The sequence below is a fragment of the Marinobacter sp. genome (assembly GCF_033722735.1).
Classification (GTDB): domain Bacteria; phylum Pseudomonadota; class Gammaproteobacteria; order Pseudomonadales; family Oleiphilaceae; genus Marinobacter.
In genome coordinates this window covers 105,309-124,031 of the sequence record NZ_JAWVYN010000006.1, presented here as the reverse complement: position 1 = coordinate 124,031, position 18,723 = coordinate 105,309, and the positions used below count along the sequence as shown (strand labels likewise).

Below are 18,723 nucleotides of genomic sequence, written 5' to 3'. Positions count from 1 at the left end.
TTTCTTTTTTTCCTTTACGAATATGTCAAGTTTTCGCATAATACGGTTATGAGATAATTTGAACATCGGGAGGCTCACCAGAAGGCAGCCTTCCATGGGCGTCAGGAGATGACCAAAAATGACCAAGGAACAAAACGAATTTGACGTTGTAGTTGTTGGCGGCGGCGTCAACGGAACGGGCATTGCCATGGATGCGGCCGGACGGGGACTCAAGGTCCTGCTTTGCGAAATGAATGACCTGGCTTCCGCCACCTCCTCCAACAGCAGCAAGCTGATCCACGGCGGCCTGCGCTACCTGGAACACTACGAGTTTCGCCTGGTGCGTGAGGCGTTGGCTGAACGGGAATCCCTGCTCCGGAACTCGCCCCACATCATGCGGCCAATGCGGTTTCGCTTGCCCCATCGCCCTCACCTGCGCCCAGCCTGGATGATTCGCACCGGACTGTTCCTCTACGATCACCTGGCCAAGCGTGAAATGCTGGCAGGCTCCCGGTCAATCAGGTTTAACGAGTCAGACCCGCTCAAGCCTGAGATCCGCAAGGGCTTCGAGTATTCCGACGGCTGGGTGGACGACGCGCGACTCGTCGTATTGACTGCGAAAAAAGCGCAGGAGAACGGCGCCACCATCCTCACCCGCACCAAATGCATCAAGGCCGAACGGGGCGCTGACGCCTGGCAGGTATCCCTGCAGGACACCACTGACGAGTCTGTCCGCACCGTTAGCGCCAAGGTGATCGTCAACGCCTCCGGCCCCTGGGTCAGCAAGCTGTTCGACGAAACCCTGGCAATGCCGGCCCCGAAAATGATCCGTATGGTCAAGGGCAGCCACATCGTGGTGCCCAGACTGAACAAAGAGAGCGAGGCCTACATCCTGCAGAACGAGGATGAGCGCATCGTATTCGTCATCCCCTATGAAGATGAGTTTTCGCTGGTCGGTACCACTGACGTGGAGTACGAAGGTGACCCCCGCAAGGCAAAAATCTCTCCCCAGGAAACCAGATACCTGCTGGATATCGTGAATGCGCACTTCAAGCGCCAACTCTCAGAGCAGGAAGTGGTCTGGTCCTACTCCGGGGTTCGCCCGCTGATGGATGATGAATACGAATCAGCCCAGAAAGCCTCCCGGGACTACAGCTTCGAGGTCGACAACGAAGCGGGCAAGGCGCCGATTATTTCGGTATTTGGTGGCAAGATCACCACTTACCGCAAGCTGGCAGAGGCGGCTACCGATAACCTTTGCCAGTTCTTCCCCGGAGCCGGCACCGCCTGGACAAAAAGCGCAGTGTTACCGGGCGGCGATTTTGACAACAAGGAAGCCCTCAAGGCCGAGCTGGAAAAAGCGTTCCCCTGGGCGCCAGGCATGCTGATCAGCCGCTATGTACGAACTTACGGCACGGCTTCGTTCGAGATCCTCCAGGGCCTGAACTCGATAGAGGATCTCGGGCAGAAGTTCACCGGTAATCTGTACGAGCGGGAGGTGGAATACCTGGTCAATAACGAATGGGCGATGACGTCGGAGGACATTCTCTGGCGCCGGACCAAACAGGGGCTCCACGCCACCGGGCAGGATATCGAGTTGCTGGATCGTTACCTGGCGACCCACGCGACCCCTCACCCCCAAACGATTGCTCTCCACAGCGCCTGATTCACACTCAGGCATTTTGCTCCGGCCGGTTTTCCGCCCGGAGCCTTTTTGTATCCTCAGCAGTCAGTCCCCCCCGGTAAGCGGTTTTTGCTGCCTCCCCTCACTTTTCCAAAAAATTGAAAACGAAAAAAGGCCGGACACTGCGTGCACCCGGCCCCTCTTCTACCCGGTTACTCAGAAGGTAAACTGCGATCCCAGGATTAAGGCACTGTAGTCGGAGTCAGGTGCGTCGCTGGAAAAGTCCTGCAGCTCCACCATCACCGTCCAGGCGTCGGTCGCCCGGTAACGGGCAAACAACATGGCCAGATCGGTATCCACGTCAGTCAGGTCGTCCGAGCCTTCGCCATAACTGCCCCCCAACGTGGTGCGGTTGAAGTCGTACGTACCCTCAATGTACCACTGATCGGCATCCTCTTCCTGGGCGCCACCGGCCACGCCATGGCCACCAACCACGAAGTTACCGGTACCCTGGGTCATGGAGTAGTTGGCTCGAACGCCAAAACCGCCCGCCGAAACAGCACCTCCGACGTCCACACCGGACATGGTGAAATCATCAACGGCGGGATCGTTCACATCTACCGCCTGGGTAAAACCGCTGGACCAGAATGAGAGCAAGTCGCTCGACCAGACCACACTGGCTTCCACCCGAGGGCTTTCGGTACCCACGGTGGCATCAACCGCAGTGCCGTCTTTCGGCTTCTCCGGCTGGAACAGACCAACCTTGAACTGCAGCCCGCCCATGCTGGGTGTGGTGTAGATCACCCGAGGGTTGAAGTTGGCATAGAAGTAACCGTTACCGATACGCCCCGCTGTCGCATCACCCTGATTCGGGCTGAACAGACCAACACCCAGGGCGCTGCCATTGTCGCCAATGGCGGGTACACCAAAGACGCCAAAGCCCTTACCGATGTTCAGGGTGCCGAAGTCGCCGGCTACCGCCAGTTCGGCTACCCGGCTCTCGACACCGGACTGGCGGCCGAAATCCACCCGCCCAAAACCGGAGTTCTGAACGCCATCCGCACCCGAGAGATGGCTGTTCAGCTGGAAGTGACCAGACACATCGATACCACTCTGGGTCGGTGCATGAATATTAAATTGGGCGGTCGCTGGGTTGAAACCGGTGGTGATGCGAAACGCATCCTCTTCCAGGTTGTCGTTATCGCTTACCAGGGCGAAAACGGGAATATGTCCATTAACGCCGAAGGTCCAGCCACTGGCGGATTCAAAAGATACTTCAGCGGACGCGGGGGCGGCGATACTTCCGGCAATGAGTGCCATGGCAACGGCCAGGGGAGCCTTGCGATGAAAAGTCTGTTTGTTGTTCTCGGCTTTGTTGTTATCGATCATGGTAGCTTCCTGTTTTTGTTTGTGACCTGCATTGCGAGAGTTGCGCACTCACATAATTCCCATTTAATTTCAGCACCTTGCATAAACATAAGAATGCACACCTCGTCGACTACGCGAACACTCTTCATGCTCAACAGAGTACAAAGAGAACGTTCGCATTCCCCAAATTTAGCTCGCAAAGGAACATTTTGGAAGCTTTAGAACCCTAATAACCACATTTTTTTGGCGAGTCAGCGACCAAAAAACACCAAAGATACCGTTTTATCATTGTTTTTATTGGACTTTGGCATCATTTGCCAACTAATTGCGCGCGTTCGTTGACGAACATTTAAGCGAAAACTATCATCAGTAAGGCTTGCTTTCTAACAATGACCAAGGCAAGCACAGCAACCACATAGCAAAAAAACAAAAAGGTGCCCTATGACGATCTGGCAACGAACAGTCACCCTGCTCCTGCTTGGAGTGGCTTCTGCTGGATCCAGCGCGGAGTACATGGATGCTCTTTCGATCGAAGAACAGGACAGGATTCTGCACTGGATTGACACAGCCTTCCCCGCATCCACACTGAGCCCCGAACAGCAGGCCGAGGAACTGGCCTGGTTTGCACTGGCCGCCAGGCCTTTGCAGGGACGGGAAATCTCCGTCCTGTCGGAACAGCTGGCTACTCACCAATATGAGTCAGAGGTACTCGCCAGGGCGTTCACTGACATTACCGGCATCAAGGTCACCCATGACCTGAAATCCGAGGGGGAGGTCATCCGCCGGATCAACCTGCAGCGAATCATGGCCGCCAAGGGCCAGTACGACGCCTTCGTCAATGACTCGGATATGATCGGCACCCACACTCGCACCGGCTGGGCATTGGCGCTGAGCGACTATATGGAGGGCCCCGGCGAGGCCTTTACCTTGCCCACCCTGGATCTGGAGGACTTTATTGGCCTGAGCTTCGTCACCGGTCCGGACGGCAAGCTCTACCAGTTGCCGGACCAGCAATTTGCCAACCTCTACTGGTTTCGCTATGACTGGTTCCAGCGGCCGGAACTCCGGTCACGATTCAGGGAGATCTATGGCTATGAGCTGGGCGTACCATTGAACTGGTCCGCCTATGAAGACATTGCCGAGTTTTTCAGCGTTCACGTCAGGGAAATTGATGGTGAACGAGTGTATGGGCATATGGACTACGGCAAACGCGATCCGTCCCTGGGTTGGCGATTCACCGACGCCTGGTTCTCCATGGCCGGCGCCGGCGACAAGGGCTCGCCTAATGGCCTGCCGGTGGACGAATGGGGTATCCGTATGGAGGGTTGCCACCCGGTCGGGTCGTCGGTGGCCCGTGGCGGTGCCGTCAATGGTCCGGCAGCGGTCTACGCCCTAAGCAAGTACATCGACTGGTTGAACGACTTCGCTCCCCCCGAAGCCAGCTCCATGAGCTTCTCCGAGGCAGGTCCAGTGCCGGCCCAGGGCCAGGTGGCCCAGCAGATTTTCTGGTATACCGCCTTCACCTCGGATATGACCCAACCGGGACTGCCGGTGGTTCACGACGATGGTACACCGAAGTGGCGCATGGCTCCCTCTCCCCACGGCGCCTATTGGTCCGAAGGCATGAAACTGGGCTATCAGGACGTGGGTGCCTGGACCATTCCCAAAGCCATGAGCGACGAGCAGCAAAAAGCCGCCTGGCTCTACGCCCAGTTCACCGTGGCCAAGGCCGTGTCACTGCAGAAAACCCTGGTGGGGTTAACCCCGATCCGGCAATCGGATCTTGATTCGCCCGAGATGCAGCAGCTGGCTCCCAGGCTTGGGGGCCTGGTGGAATTCTACCGCAGCCCTGCCCGTGAGGCCTGGTCGCCCACCGGTATCAACGTGCCCGACTACCCCAAGCTGGCCAAACTCTGGTGGCCCAATATTGCCGACGCCATTACCGGAGAAAGCACGCCCCAGCAGGCACTGGACCACCTGGCGGAGAGTCAGGATCGGGCCATGGCGGTGATGGAGCGAAACTTCACCATGCGCACCTGTGGCCCCCGGATCCTGCCGAATGATCAGGCCCGGGGAGCGGAATGGTGGCTGAACCAACCAGGCGCTCCCAAGCCGAAACTGGCCAACGAGAAGCCCCAAGGGGAAACCATTCGCTACGAGGCGCTGTTGCGGGAGTGGGAAATGGCGCACTAGAGCCATTCCCGCTCACTCGGCATGCCCCCCTGGGCCGGTGTCTCGGCCGGTGGGCGCTTGAGGACCGTGTAGCCCACGCCGGCAGCACCGCTGGAGACCACGACACGTCCCCATGGCCATGGTCCGATGTGCGACCCCTGCCTGGTCGTCCAGGGAATCAGGACGTGGCCGGCCCACTTCTCGGCATTCTTTTTTCATTGACACCCCTCCCTGTCCATGATGTTATCTACGTTAACTTTGTTAACACCGATAACTTTGGAGAGTATCAGGTACACCATGTCCCGACCGGCCTACCACCACGGCGACCTTCCCCAGGAGGTCCTCCAACTGGCGTTGGATACCCTGCGGGCGGAGGGTGACACCGCCATCAGCCTGCGCGCCATCGCCAAACGCATCGGCGTCAGCGCGCCAGCGCTCTATCGCCATTTTACGGACCGGGAAAGCCTGCTGGCCGAAGTGGCGATTACCGGGTTCCAGTGGTTGAGGGACCGGTTGCGGCGGGTGGATCAGGCCGATCCCCGCCACGCGCTGCTGCATATCGGGCTGGAATATGTTGCTTTCGCCGAGGACGAACCCAATCTGTACCGGCTGATGTTCGGCGGCCGGATACTGCCCCGGGGCGCTCACCCGCGACTGGACCAAGCCGGGCTCGAGGCGTTTCGGGTGCTGGAGGAAACCGTCGCAATGGGCCAGAGCGTGGGCTATCTCAAGCCCCTGCCCTTACCACTGATGATGGCTACCGCCTGGTCGCTGGTGCACGGGCTCTCCGAACTGACCATCGACGGCCATCTGCCCGGTGGCGACATCGAACCTGCGTTGGCCGAAGGTGTTCTCACACTTCTCCTAGACGGCTCCCGACAACAACCCCAATAAGAGGAATCCATCCCATGAGCAGCCCCAAACCCAGCACCATCCGAGTCGGCCGCCGCTACCGGGCCAACCGCCTGGACGGCCCTTACGACGCCATCGTCATCGGCTCCGGCATCGGCGGCCTGACCGCCGCGGCCTGTCTGAGCAAACTGGGGAGGAAGGTGGTGGTGTTCGAACAGCACTACACCGCCGGTGGTTTCACCCACAGTTACGACCGCAACGGCTACGAGTGGGATGTGGGTGTGCACTACATCGGCGATATGGGCGCCGATCACACCCTTGGCAAGCGACTGTTTGACCACATTACCGACGGCCAGCTCAGTTGGGCGCCGATGGACGCCCATTACGACCGTATTTTCCTGGGTGACAAGCACGTCGACCTGGTGGCCGGCCCGGAGGCCTTTAGCGCCGAATTGAAGGCGGCGTTTCCCGGTGAGGCACAGGCCATCGACACTTACCTGGGCTACCTCAAGCAGGTGTCCAACGCCATGCCCGGCATCGTACTCGGAAAGGTCCTGCCTAACCTGCTGTCCGGCCCCTTCCGAGCACTGGCCAAGCGCAAGGCCCCGGAATTCCTGAACCGCACCACCCGGGAGGTGCTGGAAGGCCTGACCGACAACCAGGAACTGATCGCCGTGCTCGCCGGCCAGTGGGGCGACAACGGCCTGCCCCCGGCGGAATCCAGCTTCATCATCCACGCCCTGATCGCCCGCCATTACCTGTACGGCGGCTACTACCCCATCGGCGGGGCGTCGGAAATGGCCAAGACCATCATCCCGGTGGTTCAGCAAAGCGGCGGAGAAGTCTTCACCTACGCCGACGTTACCGACATCCTGATCGACGATGGCAAAGCCGTCGGCGTCCGTATGAAAGACGGTGAAGAGGTGCGGGCACCGCTGGTGATCAGCAACGCCGGCGTGTTCAACACCTTTGGCAAACTGCTGCCGGCCAATGCCCCGCATCGCGACTACTACCAGCAGAAGCTACAACACGTAAAACGCTCCATGGCCAGCGTCTGCCTGTACGTGGGCATTGAGGACACTGCCGAGAACCTGGAACTGCCAAAGACCAACCTGTGGATCTATCCCGGCCCGGATTACGAAGGCCAGGTGCAACGCTTCCTGGACGACCCGGATCACACCGACATTCCGCTGACCTACACCTCCTTCCCCAGCGCCAAGGACCCGAGCTTCGCAGAGCGGTATCCCGGCCGGGCCACCATCGAGATCGTCGCGCCCGGCCCCTTCGAATGGTACCAGGCCTGGGCTGACAAACCCTGGGGCAAACGGGGCGACGACTACGAGGCCAAGAAAGAAGCCTATGCCCAGAGACTGCTGGAGAAGCTCTATGAAAAGATGCCGCAGGTTCGCGACAAGGTGGACTACTACGAGCTGTCCACGCCGCTGTCCACGGACTACTTCTGCCGCTACGAGCACGGTGAAATCTACGGCCTGGACCACACGCCGAAGCGATTCGAGCAAGACTGGCTGAAACCGAAAACCCGCATCCCCGGTCTGTACCTGACGGGGCAGGACGTGATGACCTGCGGGGTGGTGGGCGCCATGATTGGCGGGCTGCTGACCACCGTTGCCGTCAGTGGGCTAAAGGGCTTGCCCCTGGCGAAGCGGATGTTTGTGGGTTAGGGCCGGGAAGCCGACATTCCGGTGCAGGCCCTGACTTTCGCCTTCCGCCTTAAAGGGAAAGCCAGGGCCCGGCGGCAAAACGGTCCGGTTCAGGCCTCTCTCAATCAGTACTGAATGAACTCCCAGATCTTGTAGGCCGTCGTAAAGGGCCTGGTCTCAGGCAGGAAGTGCCCCGCCAGGTACACCACTTCCAGTTCTGCGTCTGGAATGGCCTCCACGATAGCCTTGGTGTGATCGAAGCGGATGATTTCCTGCTTGCCGACCATGACCAATGTCGGCGCGTTGATGCTTTCCAGTGGCTCCAGGCAGTACTCGGGGTTAACGGGCAAATAGCAATCGGTCCGCCAGAGTGCGTAGAGCTTGTCCCTGAATACCGGCCAATGCTCGGGTTCAGGGTTAATGGCTTTATACTTCATGCCAAAGGTGGTGTCGGCGAAGGTTTTGAAGAGGAGCTCATTGCCCAGGACAGAAGAAAATAGCGGCACATAGGTGTCCCCCCCAAATGCAGCGCCGATCAGCACCAATCTGTTCACCCGTTCCGGGTGAAAGGCGGCTATCTGAGCGGCAATCACCGCCCCATCACTCCAACCGGCAAAGTGGGCATTGGAAATGCCCAACTCATCCAACAGCTTCAACGTGTCGTCGGCCATCAGCTCATAGGTGATTGGCCCATCACCATCGGTTGAACGGCCATGACCGCGACTGTCGATCTCGATCACCTGAAACGCGCTGGCCAGAATCCCGGTTTCAATGGTCCACACATCGGAATCCGTGTAACCGCCGTGCAGCATCACCAGGGGCGTCCCTTCACCGTGGATTTCGTAGTACATATCGATGCCATTGATGTTGGCGTATTCGGCCCTTGCGACACCGCTGACCAGCAGCAGGAGGGACAGAAAAGGGACCAGGATGCGCATAGAAAATTCCTTTTAGAGCGTTGTTTTCATTGTTGTCGGATTCGATGTGCAAAGAGGGAGAAACCAACGTCTCTGTTAACGTAGTTTCACTGATAACTTAATTTCACTGATAACATAGTAGAAGACCCGCCAACCTCCACGCTGACAACGGTAACGGGCCAAGTCTTGCCATTTGCCCTGCCCTTGCCAGGAAAGCAAGAAAACTCTCGAGGGCAGAACGCAGGACTGACCCCCGAAGTAACCGAAACAGTGGGGGATACTTCCCCCATGTTCCGTGCCATCAAGTCGCGCTCAGGAATTCCTCCCACCTTTCGACCGCTGCTCCCGCCATTCAATCAGCTTCGCAACGGCATCAACTCGCAGCGGCAGTCGGCTTGCCCTCAGCAGGTCTGACCGGCGGTGTCCGATGTCCTCCAGCAGGAAGTCTTCGTATTCCAGCAAACGGCGCAGCAGGCGTCGGTTGCGCCAGTGTCTGACCCGGGTTTCAAGGGCCGTAATCAACCCCAAAGGGGGCATGGCCGGCATCAGGAACTCAGGGTAGGCATTGTTCGGATGATCTGTATTTTTCGGATGGTCTGTGTTAGCCATGACGACATCTCCTCCGGTTAGCCGCCGGAATGGGCGGCTCTCCTGGTTAATAAGGTTTGATGGGTGAGTGTCGCGACCTCGGATTACAGTATGTTGCCCTGCGCATTGTTTAATCAAACTAATAAATCTAAACTCTACTTTAATATTTTCTGAACGGTGATCTGGGAGACACAGCATGGCCCTCACGACATCGACGCCGATTCCAACCAGCCTGCCACTGCTGGACACCGACGTTCTGCGTACCTTTGTCGCCATAGCCGAGCACGGCAGTTTTACCCGCGCAGCCGAGCAGGTATACCGCACCCCTGCGGCACTCAGCATGCAGATCAAACGACTGGAGGAAACCTTGGGCCAGAGCCTGTTTGTGAGGGAGACCCGCAAGGTCAGGCTGACCCCGGAAGGTGAAGTGCTGCTGAGCTTCGGGCGGCGGCTGCTCAAACTGAATGAGGAAGCGGTGGCACAGTTTCTGACGCCCCCGGTGGAAGGAACGGTCCGCTTCGGCATGCCGGATGATATCGGTACCCGCATCCTGCCCGGCATCCTTGCCCAGTTCGCCCGGACCCATCCCGCCGTGCAGGTGGATGTGGTCGTCGGCCGCAGTGTGGAGATGCAGGCTCGTATCGACCGTGATGAGTTGGACCTGGTATTGGTTTCCGAGGGTAGCGATGGCCTCGAACCTGGCCGGGGCGACCTCGTCCATTCAGAGCCCCTGGTATGGGCCGGACGCGAGGGCGGCATTGCAGTTCAGCGCTCGCCTCTGCCGGTGGCCCTCGCCAGTCACGGCTGTGCCTGGCGCGCCATGGCGCTGACCGCACTGGATCGGGCCAACATTCCCTACCGGATAGCCTATACAAGCGAAAACTGCACCGGTCAGGAAGCCGCAATGATCGCGGACCTGGCCATCGCCCCTTTCCCACTGAGCCTGATTCGGCCCCCTTTACGCCGGCTCGACCAGACTACGGACCTGCCGCCCCTGGGCCACTCCCGTATCGCGCTGATCCGCCGGGAAGGAGCCGGCCCCGCCAGTGAAGCCCTCGCCGGTTATGTGGTGGACGCATTCAGGCGCGATTAGCTCCCGCTCATCCACCCTGTGACAGTCGAGCGGCGCTACTGAAGCGGATACAGCCGTCGCTCGAATCCGCCGGATCGATCCGGAACAGGCCGGTGAAGGTAATCAGGTATAGCTCCCCAGCATTGTCTTCGGCGAACGAGGCCACATTGCGGCCGCTTTCCAGCAAGGTACGGCGCCGGTAGCTGCCATCAGACTGGGGCTCCAGGGCCCAGAGGGTTCCGGAGCCGAAATCCGAGAACAGGTAAGCGCCCTGCAGACCGGGAATTTCACTGCCCCGATAGACATACCCTCCGGTGACCGCGCTGCCCTCGCCGTGGTCGTACTCGGCAACGGGATCAATGAACGGCCCCGGATCGTCACATCCGTTGCTGGTTCGATGAAAGCCCTCGAAGCATCGCCAGCCATAGTTACCCCCCCGGGAAATCCGGTCCACCTCTTCGAACCGGTTCTGGCCCACATCGCCGGCCCACAATACGCCGGTGGCCCGGTCGAAACTCCAGCGCCAGGGATTGCGCAGGCCGTAGGCGTAAATCTCCGGCAGGGCTCCCGGAATGCCGTTGTTGGCGGGGCTACCATCGGCGTTGATGCGCAGCATCTTGCCCAGCCGGGTCGACAGCGACTGGGCCCGGTTGCCAGGGTCATTGGCGGAGCCGCCATCCCCCAGCCCGACGTACAACAGGCCATCGGGACCGAAGGTGATATGACCGCCGTTGTGGTTGGCAAAGGGCTGGGGCTGTTCCACCAGATCCATCCGCAGCAGCTCACCGGCACCACTTTCCCGCAGGCGCCGGCCATTGTCGGCGGACTCGAAACGGCTCACGAACGAGACCATGCCACTCTCGGTTTGCTCGGTAAACGACAGGTACAGGAGGCCGTTGGCCGCGAAATTCGGATCGAAGGTCATTCCCAGCAGCCCGCACTCATTGCAGCCACTGAGGGAGTAATGGTCGGTCAGGTCGACCAGCTCGCTGCGGCTGTCGGTGATCAGGTCGAGGCGGTGGATGCGGCCGCCCTGCTCGACCACATAGAACACCTCCGCTAAGGAGGGATGGGGCAGCATGAGCAGCGGAGCGTTGAAGGTAAAGTTCGGGGCAAACGCAGTGAGCTTTACCTGAAGCGACCCCGGACAATCGTCATCGTCCGATTGATCGCCGAAGCTGATAAAAAGGAAGCCACCATCACAGCCACTGACCGCCAGCCAGACCAGCAGAAGCAGGCATCGTCGCATGGGCCCCGTCCTCCTCTGGCAGAGGACTTAAGCATAGATCACTAGCTTGATGAGTGCTGAGGTTCGCTTTGTTCACCCATGGTGTCTGACCATGATTCGAACTCGGTGAGCTAGCCATTGGTCAATACCGGCCGCCTGTTCACAGGAACGGCCAGAGCCACCGCAAGGCCTTACCCCGTCACACCCTCGTTCATTGTGGCCGGCCTGCGCTGGGTTGCGGTTTTTCTGGGGAAGCAGACATAATGCCGGAGCTGTCCAGAATTGCGTTAATACACTCAATGTACGGGGAATTATGAACATATATGGAATTTACCTGGCCCTCGCCATACTACTGATTGTTCTGTTGGCCATGAATATTTCCCGGCTACGCATATCAGAAAAAATTGCGAATGGGGACGGCGGCAACAGGAAACTGATCAAGGCAATCCGGGCCCACATGAATACCCTGGAGCACATCGTTCCATTTTCGTTGTTACTGTTTTTCCTCGATTCCCAATCTCTGTCCTCTCTTCTTTTTTCCTCTCTGGCTTTTGGCTTTCTGGCGATCAGGTTCCTGCATAGCTACAGCATGTTAAGTTCAAAATTCCGGTTACGTCAGATGACGGCGGCTTTAACATACTTTGCTGAGGTGGTTGCCTGTTTGCTGGTACTTGTAACGTCGGTGGCATAACGCCTTCACACAAAGGTGAGATAGGGGGTAACGGAAGATGGACGGGTTCTCCGATGAAGCGATCATTGAATCCTGGCGTAAGAATGCCATCCCCTGGATTAATGCAATCAGGAACTCAGCGATCTCTTCGCGGGTGGACGTTACCGACAACGCCATCGTGACGGCGGTGATGAGGGGCAACCCAAAAACTGTGCTTGATGTGGGTTGCGGCGAGGGATGGCTGATACGAGCGCTTTCAGCTTTCGGCATAGACTGCACCGGTATTGATGCTGTGCCCGAGTTTTCCGAGTGCGTAGAAAAATCCGGAGGTAGGTTTCTGCACCTCCCCTACGAACTGTTTGGAGCGGAGTCTTTTACTGGGGAATTCGATGCTGTGGTGTGCAACTTTTCCCTGCTGGGGAAAGAATCGGTGGAACGGGTTATCGAGCACTCGCCACACATACTGGCGACGGCCGGGACACTGATTATTCAAACCCTGCACCCGGTTGAGGCAAGCACCCCAGAAACCTATGTGGATGGTTGGAGGAAAGGTGACTGGCGTGGTATTGGCGGAGGCTTTGTTGAGCCGGCTCCCTGGTACTTCAGGACGCTAGGAAGCTGGGAAGAACTTTTATCACAAGCGGGTTTCACCCACCTGAAAGTTACCGAGCCCCGCCACCCCAACACCGGCGCAAGGATGTCTGTCATCTTTGAGGCCACCCGTTCGGATCAATCATCCGATCGGGCCCCCCATCTGATATCCCCACACGGCTAACCACCCAACAGCCCTTGCAAACTCTTTCCTGCCTCCCTCGCCGCGTCCAGGTTGCCCTGTACATGCGCCACCGAGATGGCACCTTCTTTCAGCAGTACGATTAAACGGGCCAGATCCTCTACCCTCTCCTCTGACACAGACATTGCCTCGACGTGGCTACGAATCAGCTCCGCGACCTTCGCTTTGTGCTCAGCACAGGCCTGGTGAATGGCGCTGTTACGGTCACCATACTCTGCGCTGGCGTTGATAAAGAAACACCCCCGAAAGTGATCAATTTCCGGGACCCGGTCATGGAACCAGTCATCCAGGGCGTTGAACAGTTCGAGGATGGCCGACTCGCCAGAAGGAACAGAACCCAGGCGTTGACTAAGCCACGCCAAATAGGTGTCGTCGCGATGACGGATGGCAGCGGCAACCAGGGCCTCCTTACCGGAAAAGTGGTGATAGAGGGTTTTCTTGGCAATACCGGTTTCCTGTAGCACCAGGTTAATGCCCACTGCATGGATGCCTTGCTCATAGAACAACCTGAATGCCGCCCGGACCAGCTGTTCCCGCTTGTCCATCGTCACTCCTCCCGCCGGATTCATTCAATCCCATGTTGACAGAAGTAGACCAATCTGTCTACTTTAAGTAGACCGTTCTGTCTACTTAAGGAGACCCAGCATGTTAAAGCCATGGACGAATTCCCGTTATTTCCCCCCGCTAGTGGCCGGCATGGGAGCAATGTTGTGCATCACCGCGCTGAGCAGTTTGAGTGCCATGGAGCCATCCATGGTCTGGTTGATGGCTCCGTTTGGCGCCACGATGGTCATCCTGTTCGGGCTGCCCGCAAGTCCCCTGGCTCAACCCAGGAACATCATCGTGGGCCACCTGTTAACGACGACCATTGGCCTGGTGATCGCTTCGCTGATTGGGGTGAATGCCTGGTCAATGGGGTTGGCGGTCGGACTGGCCGTGGCCTTGATGCTGCTCACCAACACAACCCATCCACCAGCGGGGGCCAACCCCCTGGTGGTGATGCTGGCCGGTGAGCATTGGGACTTTCTGCTCATGCCGGTAGCGATTGGCGCCTTGCTGATTGTTGGGTTTGGGCTGCTCTATCACAACCTGATCTCGGGACACCGTTATCCCCAGCGATGGTACTGAAACGAGCAATCCCGGGGCACAACCGTTCGGGTTCCGCAAAGCCAGTTGAACCACCTTTCGAAGCGCCACTGGGACTACCAACCATGATCGGCGTTCTGCCGGCAATGAGGTAGAAGACGCCGGGGTGGCCGACGCCATCGACACCAGAAGCCAGATTCGGTCGGACCGACCTTGTAACCCATTCCCACAACCCCTCACTTTGGCGTTTTCCGGAATGGGTTTTTATACTGAATACAGGTACCCGAAGTCGCATTGAATAGGTCCGTTCACTGCCCATGCCGACTAGAGAGGGCTGCCACTATGGTCCGGCGTACGTCCTTTATCGATATTGACCGCATTCGCGAGAACCTCGTCTCGCTTATCCGCATTCCGTCCATCACCGGGCAAGAGGATGCGATCATCTCCCACATCGCCAACTGGCTGCAGCAGTTCGACGCCGAAATCGATTACTGGAACGACGGCATTGCCGCCCTGCAGCGCGACAAGCACTATCCCGGGCATGGGGTGGAGCGTGCCTGGGCGCCGGTGGTGGTGGGCGTCTTGCGGGGGGAGCAGCCAGGCCCGTCCGTGCTGTTGACCGGGCACGTGGATGTGGTGCCCCCGGGTGACTACGCACACTGGAGCGATGAGCCGTTCTCGGGTGTGATGCGGGGCGACCGGATTTTTGGCTGCGGTGCTTCCGACATGAAGGCCGGGCTGGCGGCGGCGATGGCGGTGTTCGAGGCGTTCGCCGAGAGCGGGCGCAATTTTCCGGGGCGGCTGATCCTGGCCGCGGTGCCGGCGGAAGAAGACAGCGGTCTGGGGACCCTGGCCGCCATTCGCGGTGGCTGGGATGCCGATGTCGCCATCATTCCCGAGCCGACCACCGGTGCCGATGGGGTGCCAGAGCTGGTGATCGCCCACGCTGGCGCCGCCTGGCTCAAGCTTCAGGTGCCCGGCCGGTCGGCCCATGCCAGCAAGCGGCTTCAGGGAGAAAGCGCCCTGGATCATTTCATCACCGTCTACCAGGCCATGCGCGAGCATGAACGCGCGATGAACCAACGGGAAACCCATCCATTGATGAAGGTGCACAAGCTGCCCTATGCCACCAACATCGGTACCATCCGTGGCGGATTGTGGGCCTCGTCGGTAATGGATTCCCTGGAAGCGGAGGTACGTCTTGGCGTGACACTGGATGAGTCCATCGAGCAGGCGATCGACGGCTTTCGGAACGCCATTCTGGACCACGTCAAGGATGACCCCTGGCTCAGCCAGCATCCGCCTCAGATCCAGCCGCTGGCGTCTGGGTTTGGCTCCGCGGAGATCCGACAGGATCACCCGCTGGTCACCTTGCTGGCCGAGGCCGCCGAGGAGGAGTTCCGCAAGGAAACCCGAATTGCCGCCGCCCCCTACGGATGCGACATGGCCGGCTGGGTGCGTCTGGCCAATGTACCCACCGTGGTCTACGGACCTGGGGAAATTGAGCTGGCCCATGCTCCCAACGAATCGGTGTCTCTGGAAGCCACCTATCGGGTGGCACGTACCCTGGTGAAGGTCACCGAGTGGTTGCTGGAGACGGACAGGGACGAACTCCGGATGCATAAGGATTCTGGAGGAATGACCCAATGAGGGTTGTTGAAACCTTCCCCGAACCGGTCAGGGTCATTGAAAACGCCTGGATTCCGATGCGGGACGGTGTCCGCCTGGCTGCCCGTGTCTGGATGCCGGAGGACGCGGAACAGAACCCGGTGCCGGCCATCCTGGAGTACATGCCTTATCGCAAGCGGGATTTCACCCGATTGCGGGACGAACCCCTGCACCACTACTTCGCCGGCCACGGTTACATCGGCGTACGGCTGGACGTGCGGGGCACGGGGGATTCGGAAGGTCTCTTGCGGGACGAATACCTCGCCCAGGAGCAGGACGATGCCATCGATGCCATTGAATGGCTCACGCAGCAGCCCTGGTGCGATGGCAAGGTGGGCATGATCGGCCTGTCCTGGGCCGGTTTCAACTCGCTCCAGGTCGCCGCACGACGTCCGGCCGCGCTCAAGGCGATTATCACCATGTGCTCCACCGACGATCGCTATGCCGACGATGCCCATTACAAGGGCGGCTGCCTGCTCAATGAAAACCTGACCTGGGGCTCGGCGTTTTTCCTGCTGAATGCCTATCCCCCCGATCCGGAAATCGCGGGCGAATCCTGGCGCGAGCGTTGGCTGGACCGCATCCGCAACAACCGGCTCTTCCCGAAGCTGTGGATGCAACACCCCCATCGAGACAGCTACTGGAAACACGGCTCGGTCTGTGAGGATTACGGGGCGATCGAGTGCGCCGTCTATGCAGTCGGGGGCTGGGCGGACGGCTATGTGAATGCGGTGGCGCGGTTGTTGGCAGGCCTGAGGGCTCCCTGCAAGGCCCTGATTGGGCCCTGGCCCCATGCCTTTCCCCATGCAGCGGTTCCGGGTCCGCGGATTGGTTTTTTCCAGGAAGCTGTTCGTTGGTGGGACTACTGGCTCAAGGGGCGGGACAACGGCATCATGGACGAACCACCGTTTCGGGCCTGGATGGAGCACTGGACAGAGCCCGCCCCCTATGTGGAGGACAAGCCGGGCCACTGGGTTGCCGAAGAGAGTTGGCCGTCGCCGCGAATCCACTGGCAACGCTGGTATCTCAATGTTCTGTCGCTGGGCGACACGCCCGACCCGGAGGATGCCATGCGGGTGCGCTCCCCCCAGACGACGGGGCTGAAAGGCGGTGATTTCTACGGTTTCGGCACGGCCGGCGACGCCCCCCTGGACCAACGCGAGGACGACGGCCGATCATTGGTGTTCGATTCGGACCCACTAGCAAAAGCGCTGGACATACTCGGAGCGCCGGCGGTCGAACTGGAACTCGCGGCGGATCGACCGGTGGCTTACGTGGTGGTGCGACTCAACGACGTCGCACCGGACGGGGCCTCCGGCCGGGTCAGTTACGGAGTGCTTAATCTCACCCACCGCGACAGCCACGAGTTCCCCCAGCCGCTGGTGCCCGGCAACCGTTACCGGGTAACGGTGCGACTCAACGATATCGCCTACCGCTTCCGTTCCGGGCATACCCTTCGGGTCGCCATCTCGACCTGCTACTGGCCGATGTTATGGCCACCGCCGGAGCCGGTCGAGCTCACGGTTTACACATCGGTCAGCGAACTCCACCTGCCCATCCGACCGTCCCGTTCCGAGGACAGAGAGCTGCCCGACTTCGAGCCTCCTGAACGCGGTCCCCGGCCTGACACCACCCCGCTGGAATGGGCGCCCTCCCACCGCCTGGTGGAACTGGACCTGACCACCGATGAAACCGTGTACACCACCTTCAGCGACGGTGGCGACTTTGGCGGTGCCGCCGTGGCCCGACTGGACGACATCGATCTGACCATCGGGTACACAATACGGCGAGTCTTCCGGATTAACGAGCAAAACCCGCACTCAGCCCATGCGCAAATCGAACAGCAGACGCTGATGAAACGGGGCGACTGGTCGGTACGCATGGAATGCCACACCGATCTCACCGCGGACGCATCGTCCTTCCACATCAAGGCAACGTTGGACGCCTACGAAGGTGAAGCGCTCATTGCCAGTCGCCACTGGGACGAGCGCCTGCCACGCAACCTGCTCTAGAGGCCATAACGCACTCGAGCGGCATCAAGCACCATGCCCAGCAGATCGCCATAGGAGTAGCCCGCCCACTCAGCCATGATCGCCATCTTGCCATCGTAGTGCCAGGTGGGATTGAAGTTGGCGTCCAGCAACCTGGGAACACCGTCCCCGCCACACCGGTAATCGATGCGGGCATAGTCCCTCAGGCCAAGCCGTTCAAAGAGCCAGACACTGTGCTCCGCCATCTTTGCATAGGTTTCCTCATCAAGAGCGGCCCGCTGAAAACGCAGGTCCTGCCAGTAGCTGGACTCCGGGTCCGCCTTCGAACCGTAAGTCAGAATGGGGGGGAGAGTCGGGTCCAGCCGGCTGTAGTCGATCTCCAGCGGTGGCAGAATGATCAACCCCTGCCCCGGATTGCCGACCAACCCCATGGTATACTCCGGACCGGTCAGGAAATCCTGGCTCAGGGCCCGTAGCCATTGCGACTCGGTGGCTAGGCGTAAGAGGTAGGCCTCTGCTTCGGCGGCATTGTGCACCACACAATCCGGCGTAATGCCCAGGCTGCCGCAGCCCGCGTTGGGCTTGATGATGGCCGGGTAGAGTTCGGGCCGGGTCAGCGGATCCGCCCGCAGGTCGATGAGCGTTTCATTGGGCACCGGAATGCCATTCGCCGCAGCCAGCAACCGCACCATGGCCTTGTCATTACACCGGTGCATGGCAGCGGGGGCGGCACCGGTGTAGGGGATATCGAGCAGTTCCAGCAGGGCCGGAACGTTGGGCTCGTTGCTCAGCCGGTTGAGATATCCCGTATCGCAGAAATTCAGGGCCAGGTCCGGGGAGTGCTCGCGCAGGTCATCGATCAGTCGGCGATGATCGCCGAAATGCCGGACCTCATACCCCTCCAACGCCTCGAGTGATTCAAGGACACGCTCGACGGCGGCAACCTCTTCCCGGCTGAAGCGACCATCCAGGCCATACTCGTTCGGCAGGCTCGCATCACCAGTGAGGACGGCGATGGTCAGGGTGCTCTTCGGTTCCATAGCTGTCACTCCTC

16 protein-coding genes are annotated in these 18,723 nt (G+C 59.5%); 10 read left to right on the top strand and 6 right to left on the bottom strand.

Annotated elements, in window-relative coordinates:
* Window positions 1-118 precede the first annotated feature (118 nt).
* On the top strand, window positions 119-1,645 hold the full coding sequence (glpD, locus tag R3175_RS06650) for a glycerol-3-phosphate dehydrogenase (RefSeq protein WP_318943090.1): 1,527 nt from the start codon (window positions 119-121) through the stop codon (window positions 1,643-1,645).
* A gap of 174 nt (window positions 1,646-1,819) precedes the next feature.
* Here the strand turns inward: glpD and R3175_RS06645 are convergent, their stop codons facing one another.
* Window positions 1,820-2,992: a porin gene (locus tag R3175_RS06645; protein WP_318943089.1), complete on the bottom strand. Its 1,173-nt coding sequence runs from the start codon at window positions 2,990-2,992 to the stop codon at window positions 1,820-1,822.
* Window positions 2,993-3,484: 492 nt separating this feature from the next.
* Between R3175_RS06645 and R3175_RS06640 the strand changes: the two genes are divergently transcribed.
* The 3 genes from R3175_RS06640 (at window position 3,485) to R3175_RS06630 (ending at window position 7,677) form a co-directional block, all read left to right on the top strand.
* Window positions 3,485-5,164, top strand: coding sequence for an ABC transporter substrate-binding protein (locus tag R3175_RS06640; RefSeq protein WP_318943088.1), 1,680 nt, complete (start codon window positions 3,485-3,487; stop codon window positions 5,162-5,164).
* Between the two features lie 276 nt (window positions 5,165-5,440).
* The gene (locus R3175_RS06635) at window positions 5,441-6,037 is read left to right on the top strand and encodes a TetR/AcrR family transcriptional regulator (protein ID WP_318943087.1); all 597 of its coding nucleotides are present in this window, start codon (window positions 5,441-5,443) and stop codon (window positions 6,035-6,037) included.
* Between the two features lie 14 nt (window positions 6,038-6,051).
* A complete protein-coding gene (locus R3175_RS06630) occupies window positions 6,052-7,677 on the top strand; it encodes an NAD(P)/FAD-dependent oxidoreductase (protein WP_318943086.1) in 1,626 nt (541 codons plus the stop codon).
* Window positions 7,678-7,781: 104 nt separating this feature from the next.
* Here the strand turns inward: R3175_RS06630 and R3175_RS06625 are convergent, their stop codons facing one another.
* Window positions 7,782-8,594, bottom strand: coding sequence for an alpha/beta hydrolase (locus R3175_RS06625; protein ID WP_318943085.1), 813 nt, complete (start codon window positions 8,592-8,594; stop codon window positions 7,782-7,784).
* A 291-nt stretch (window positions 8,595-8,885) separates the two neighbouring features.
* Window positions 8,886-9,182, bottom strand: coding sequence for a hypothetical protein (locus R3175_RS06620; RefSeq protein ID WP_318943084.1), 297 nt, complete (start codon window positions 9,180-9,182; stop codon window positions 8,886-8,888).
* 175 nt (window positions 9,183-9,357) lie between these two features.
* On the opposite strand from R3175_RS06620, the gene R3175_RS06615 reads away from it, so the two are divergent.
* Entirely contained in the window at window positions 9,358-10,254 is an 897-nt protein-coding gene (locus tag R3175_RS06615; RefSeq protein ID WP_318943083.1) for a LysR family transcriptional regulator, read from the top strand.
* A 7-nt stretch (window positions 10,255-10,261) separates the two neighbouring features.
* On the opposite strand, the gene R3175_RS06610 is transcribed toward R3175_RS06615, so the two are convergent.
* The gene (locus R3175_RS06610; RefSeq protein ID WP_318943082.1) at window positions 10,262-11,482 is read right to left on the bottom strand and encodes a PQQ-dependent sugar dehydrogenase; all 1,221 of its coding nucleotides are present in this window, start codon (window positions 11,480-11,482) and stop codon (window positions 10,262-10,264) included.
* A gap of 292 nt (window positions 11,483-11,774) precedes the next feature.
* On the opposite strand from R3175_RS06610, the gene R3175_RS06605 reads away from it, so the two are divergent.
* Window positions 11,775-12,152 carry an MAPEG family protein gene (locus R3175_RS06605; RefSeq protein ID WP_318943081.1) on the top strand — a complete coding sequence of 126 codons (378 nt, stop codon included), beginning with the start codon at window positions 11,775-11,777 and terminating at the stop codon, window positions 12,150-12,152.
* Window positions 12,153-12,189: 37 nt separating this feature from the next.
* Window positions 12,190-12,906 carry a class I SAM-dependent methyltransferase gene (locus R3175_RS06600; protein ID WP_318943080.1) on the top strand — a complete coding sequence of 239 codons (717 nt, stop codon included), beginning with the start codon at window positions 12,190-12,192 and terminating at the stop codon, window positions 12,904-12,906.
* On the opposite strand, the gene R3175_RS06595 is transcribed toward R3175_RS06600, so the two are convergent.
* Entirely contained in the window at window positions 12,903-13,469 is a 567-nt protein-coding gene (locus R3175_RS06595; RefSeq protein WP_318943079.1) for a TetR/AcrR family transcriptional regulator, read from the bottom strand. The genes R3175_RS06600 and R3175_RS06595 overlap by 4 nt on opposite strands.
* Before the next feature lie 100 nt (window positions 13,470-13,569).
* On the opposite strand from R3175_RS06595, the gene R3175_RS06590 reads away from it, so the two are divergent.
* From R3175_RS06590 to R3175_RS06580, 3 genes are all read left to right on the top strand, one after another.
* Window positions 13,570-14,052: an HPP family protein gene (locus R3175_RS06590; RefSeq protein ID WP_318943078.1), complete on the top strand. Its 483-nt coding sequence runs from the start codon at window positions 13,570-13,572 to the stop codon at window positions 14,050-14,052.
* 300 nt (window positions 14,053-14,352) lie between these two features.
* Complete coding sequence (locus R3175_RS06585) at window positions 14,353-15,660, top strand: ArgE/DapE family deacylase (RefSeq protein ID WP_318943077.1); 1,308 nt, start codon at window positions 14,353-14,355, stop codon at window positions 15,658-15,660.
* Window positions 15,657-17,690, top strand: a complete 2,034-nt coding sequence (locus R3175_RS06580) for a CocE/NonD family hydrolase (protein ID WP_318943076.1) — start codon at window positions 15,657-15,659, stop codon at window positions 17,688-17,690. Before R3175_RS06585 ends, R3175_RS06580 begins: the two co-directional genes overlap by 4 nt.
* On the opposite strand, the gene R3175_RS06575 is transcribed toward R3175_RS06580, so the two are convergent.
* Window positions 17,687-18,709 carry a hypothetical protein gene (locus R3175_RS06575; RefSeq protein WP_318943075.1) on the bottom strand — a complete coding sequence of 341 codons (1,023 nt, stop codon included), beginning with the start codon at window positions 18,707-18,709 and terminating at the stop codon, window positions 17,687-17,689. The two genes, R3175_RS06580 and R3175_RS06575, sit on opposite strands and share 4 nt — an antisense overlap.
* Window positions 18,710-18,723 lie beyond the last annotated feature (14 nt).

Excerpts from the sequence above, each read along its gene's own strand:
- glpD (WP_318943090.1), top strand. The coding sequence starts at position 119 with ATGACCAAGGAACAAAACGAATTTGACGTTGTAGTTGTTGGCGGCGGC.
- R3175_RS06645 (WP_318943089.1), bottom strand. The coding sequence starts at position 2,992 with ATGATCGATAACAACAAAGCCGAGAACAACAAACAGACTTTTCATCGC.
- R3175_RS06640 (WP_318943088.1), top strand. The coding sequence starts at position 3,485 with ATGGATGCTCTTTCGATCGAAGAACAGGACAGGATTCTGCACTGGATT.
- R3175_RS06635 (WP_318943087.1), top strand. The coding sequence starts at position 5,441 with ATGTCCCGACCGGCCTACCACCACGGCGACCTTCCCCAGGAGGTCCTC.
- R3175_RS06630 (WP_318943086.1), top strand. The coding sequence starts at position 6,052 with ATGAGCAGCCCCAAACCCAGCACCATCCGAGTCGGCCGCCGCTACCGG.
- R3175_RS06625 (WP_318943085.1), bottom strand. The coding sequence starts at position 8,594 with ATGCGCATCCTGGTCCCTTTTCTGTCCCTCCTGCTGCTGGTCAGCGGT.
- R3175_RS06620 (WP_318943084.1), bottom strand. The coding sequence starts at position 9,182 with ATGGCTAACACAGACCATCCGAAAAATACAGATCATCCGAACAATGCC.
- R3175_RS06615 (WP_318943083.1), top strand. The coding sequence starts at position 9,358 with ATGGCCCTCACGACATCGACGCCGATTCCAACCAGCCTGCCACTGCTG.
- R3175_RS06610 (WP_318943082.1), bottom strand. The coding sequence starts at position 11,482 with ATGCGACGATGCCTGCTTCTGCTGGTCTGGCTGGCGGTCAGTGGCTGT.
- R3175_RS06605 (WP_318943081.1), top strand. The coding sequence starts at position 11,775 with ATGAACATATATGGAATTTACCTGGCCCTCGCCATACTACTGATTGTT.
- R3175_RS06600 (WP_318943080.1), top strand. The coding sequence starts at position 12,190 with ATGGACGGGTTCTCCGATGAAGCGATCATTGAATCCTGGCGTAAGAAT.
- R3175_RS06595 (WP_318943079.1), bottom strand. The coding sequence starts at position 13,469 with ATGGACAAGCGGGAACAGCTGGTCCGGGCGGCATTCAGGTTGTTCTAT.
- R3175_RS06590 (WP_318943078.1), top strand. The coding sequence starts at position 13,570 with ATGTTAAAGCCATGGACGAATTCCCGTTATTTCCCCCCGCTAGTGGCC.
- R3175_RS06585 (WP_318943077.1), top strand. The coding sequence starts at position 14,353 with ATGGTCCGGCGTACGTCCTTTATCGATATTGACCGCATTCGCGAGAAC.
- R3175_RS06580 (WP_318943076.1), top strand. The coding sequence starts at position 15,657 with ATGAGGGTTGTTGAAACCTTCCCCGAACCGGTCAGGGTCATTGAAAAC.
- R3175_RS06575 (WP_318943075.1), bottom strand. The coding sequence starts at position 18,709 with ATGGAACCGAAGAGCACCCTGACCATCGCCGTCCTCACTGGTGATGCG.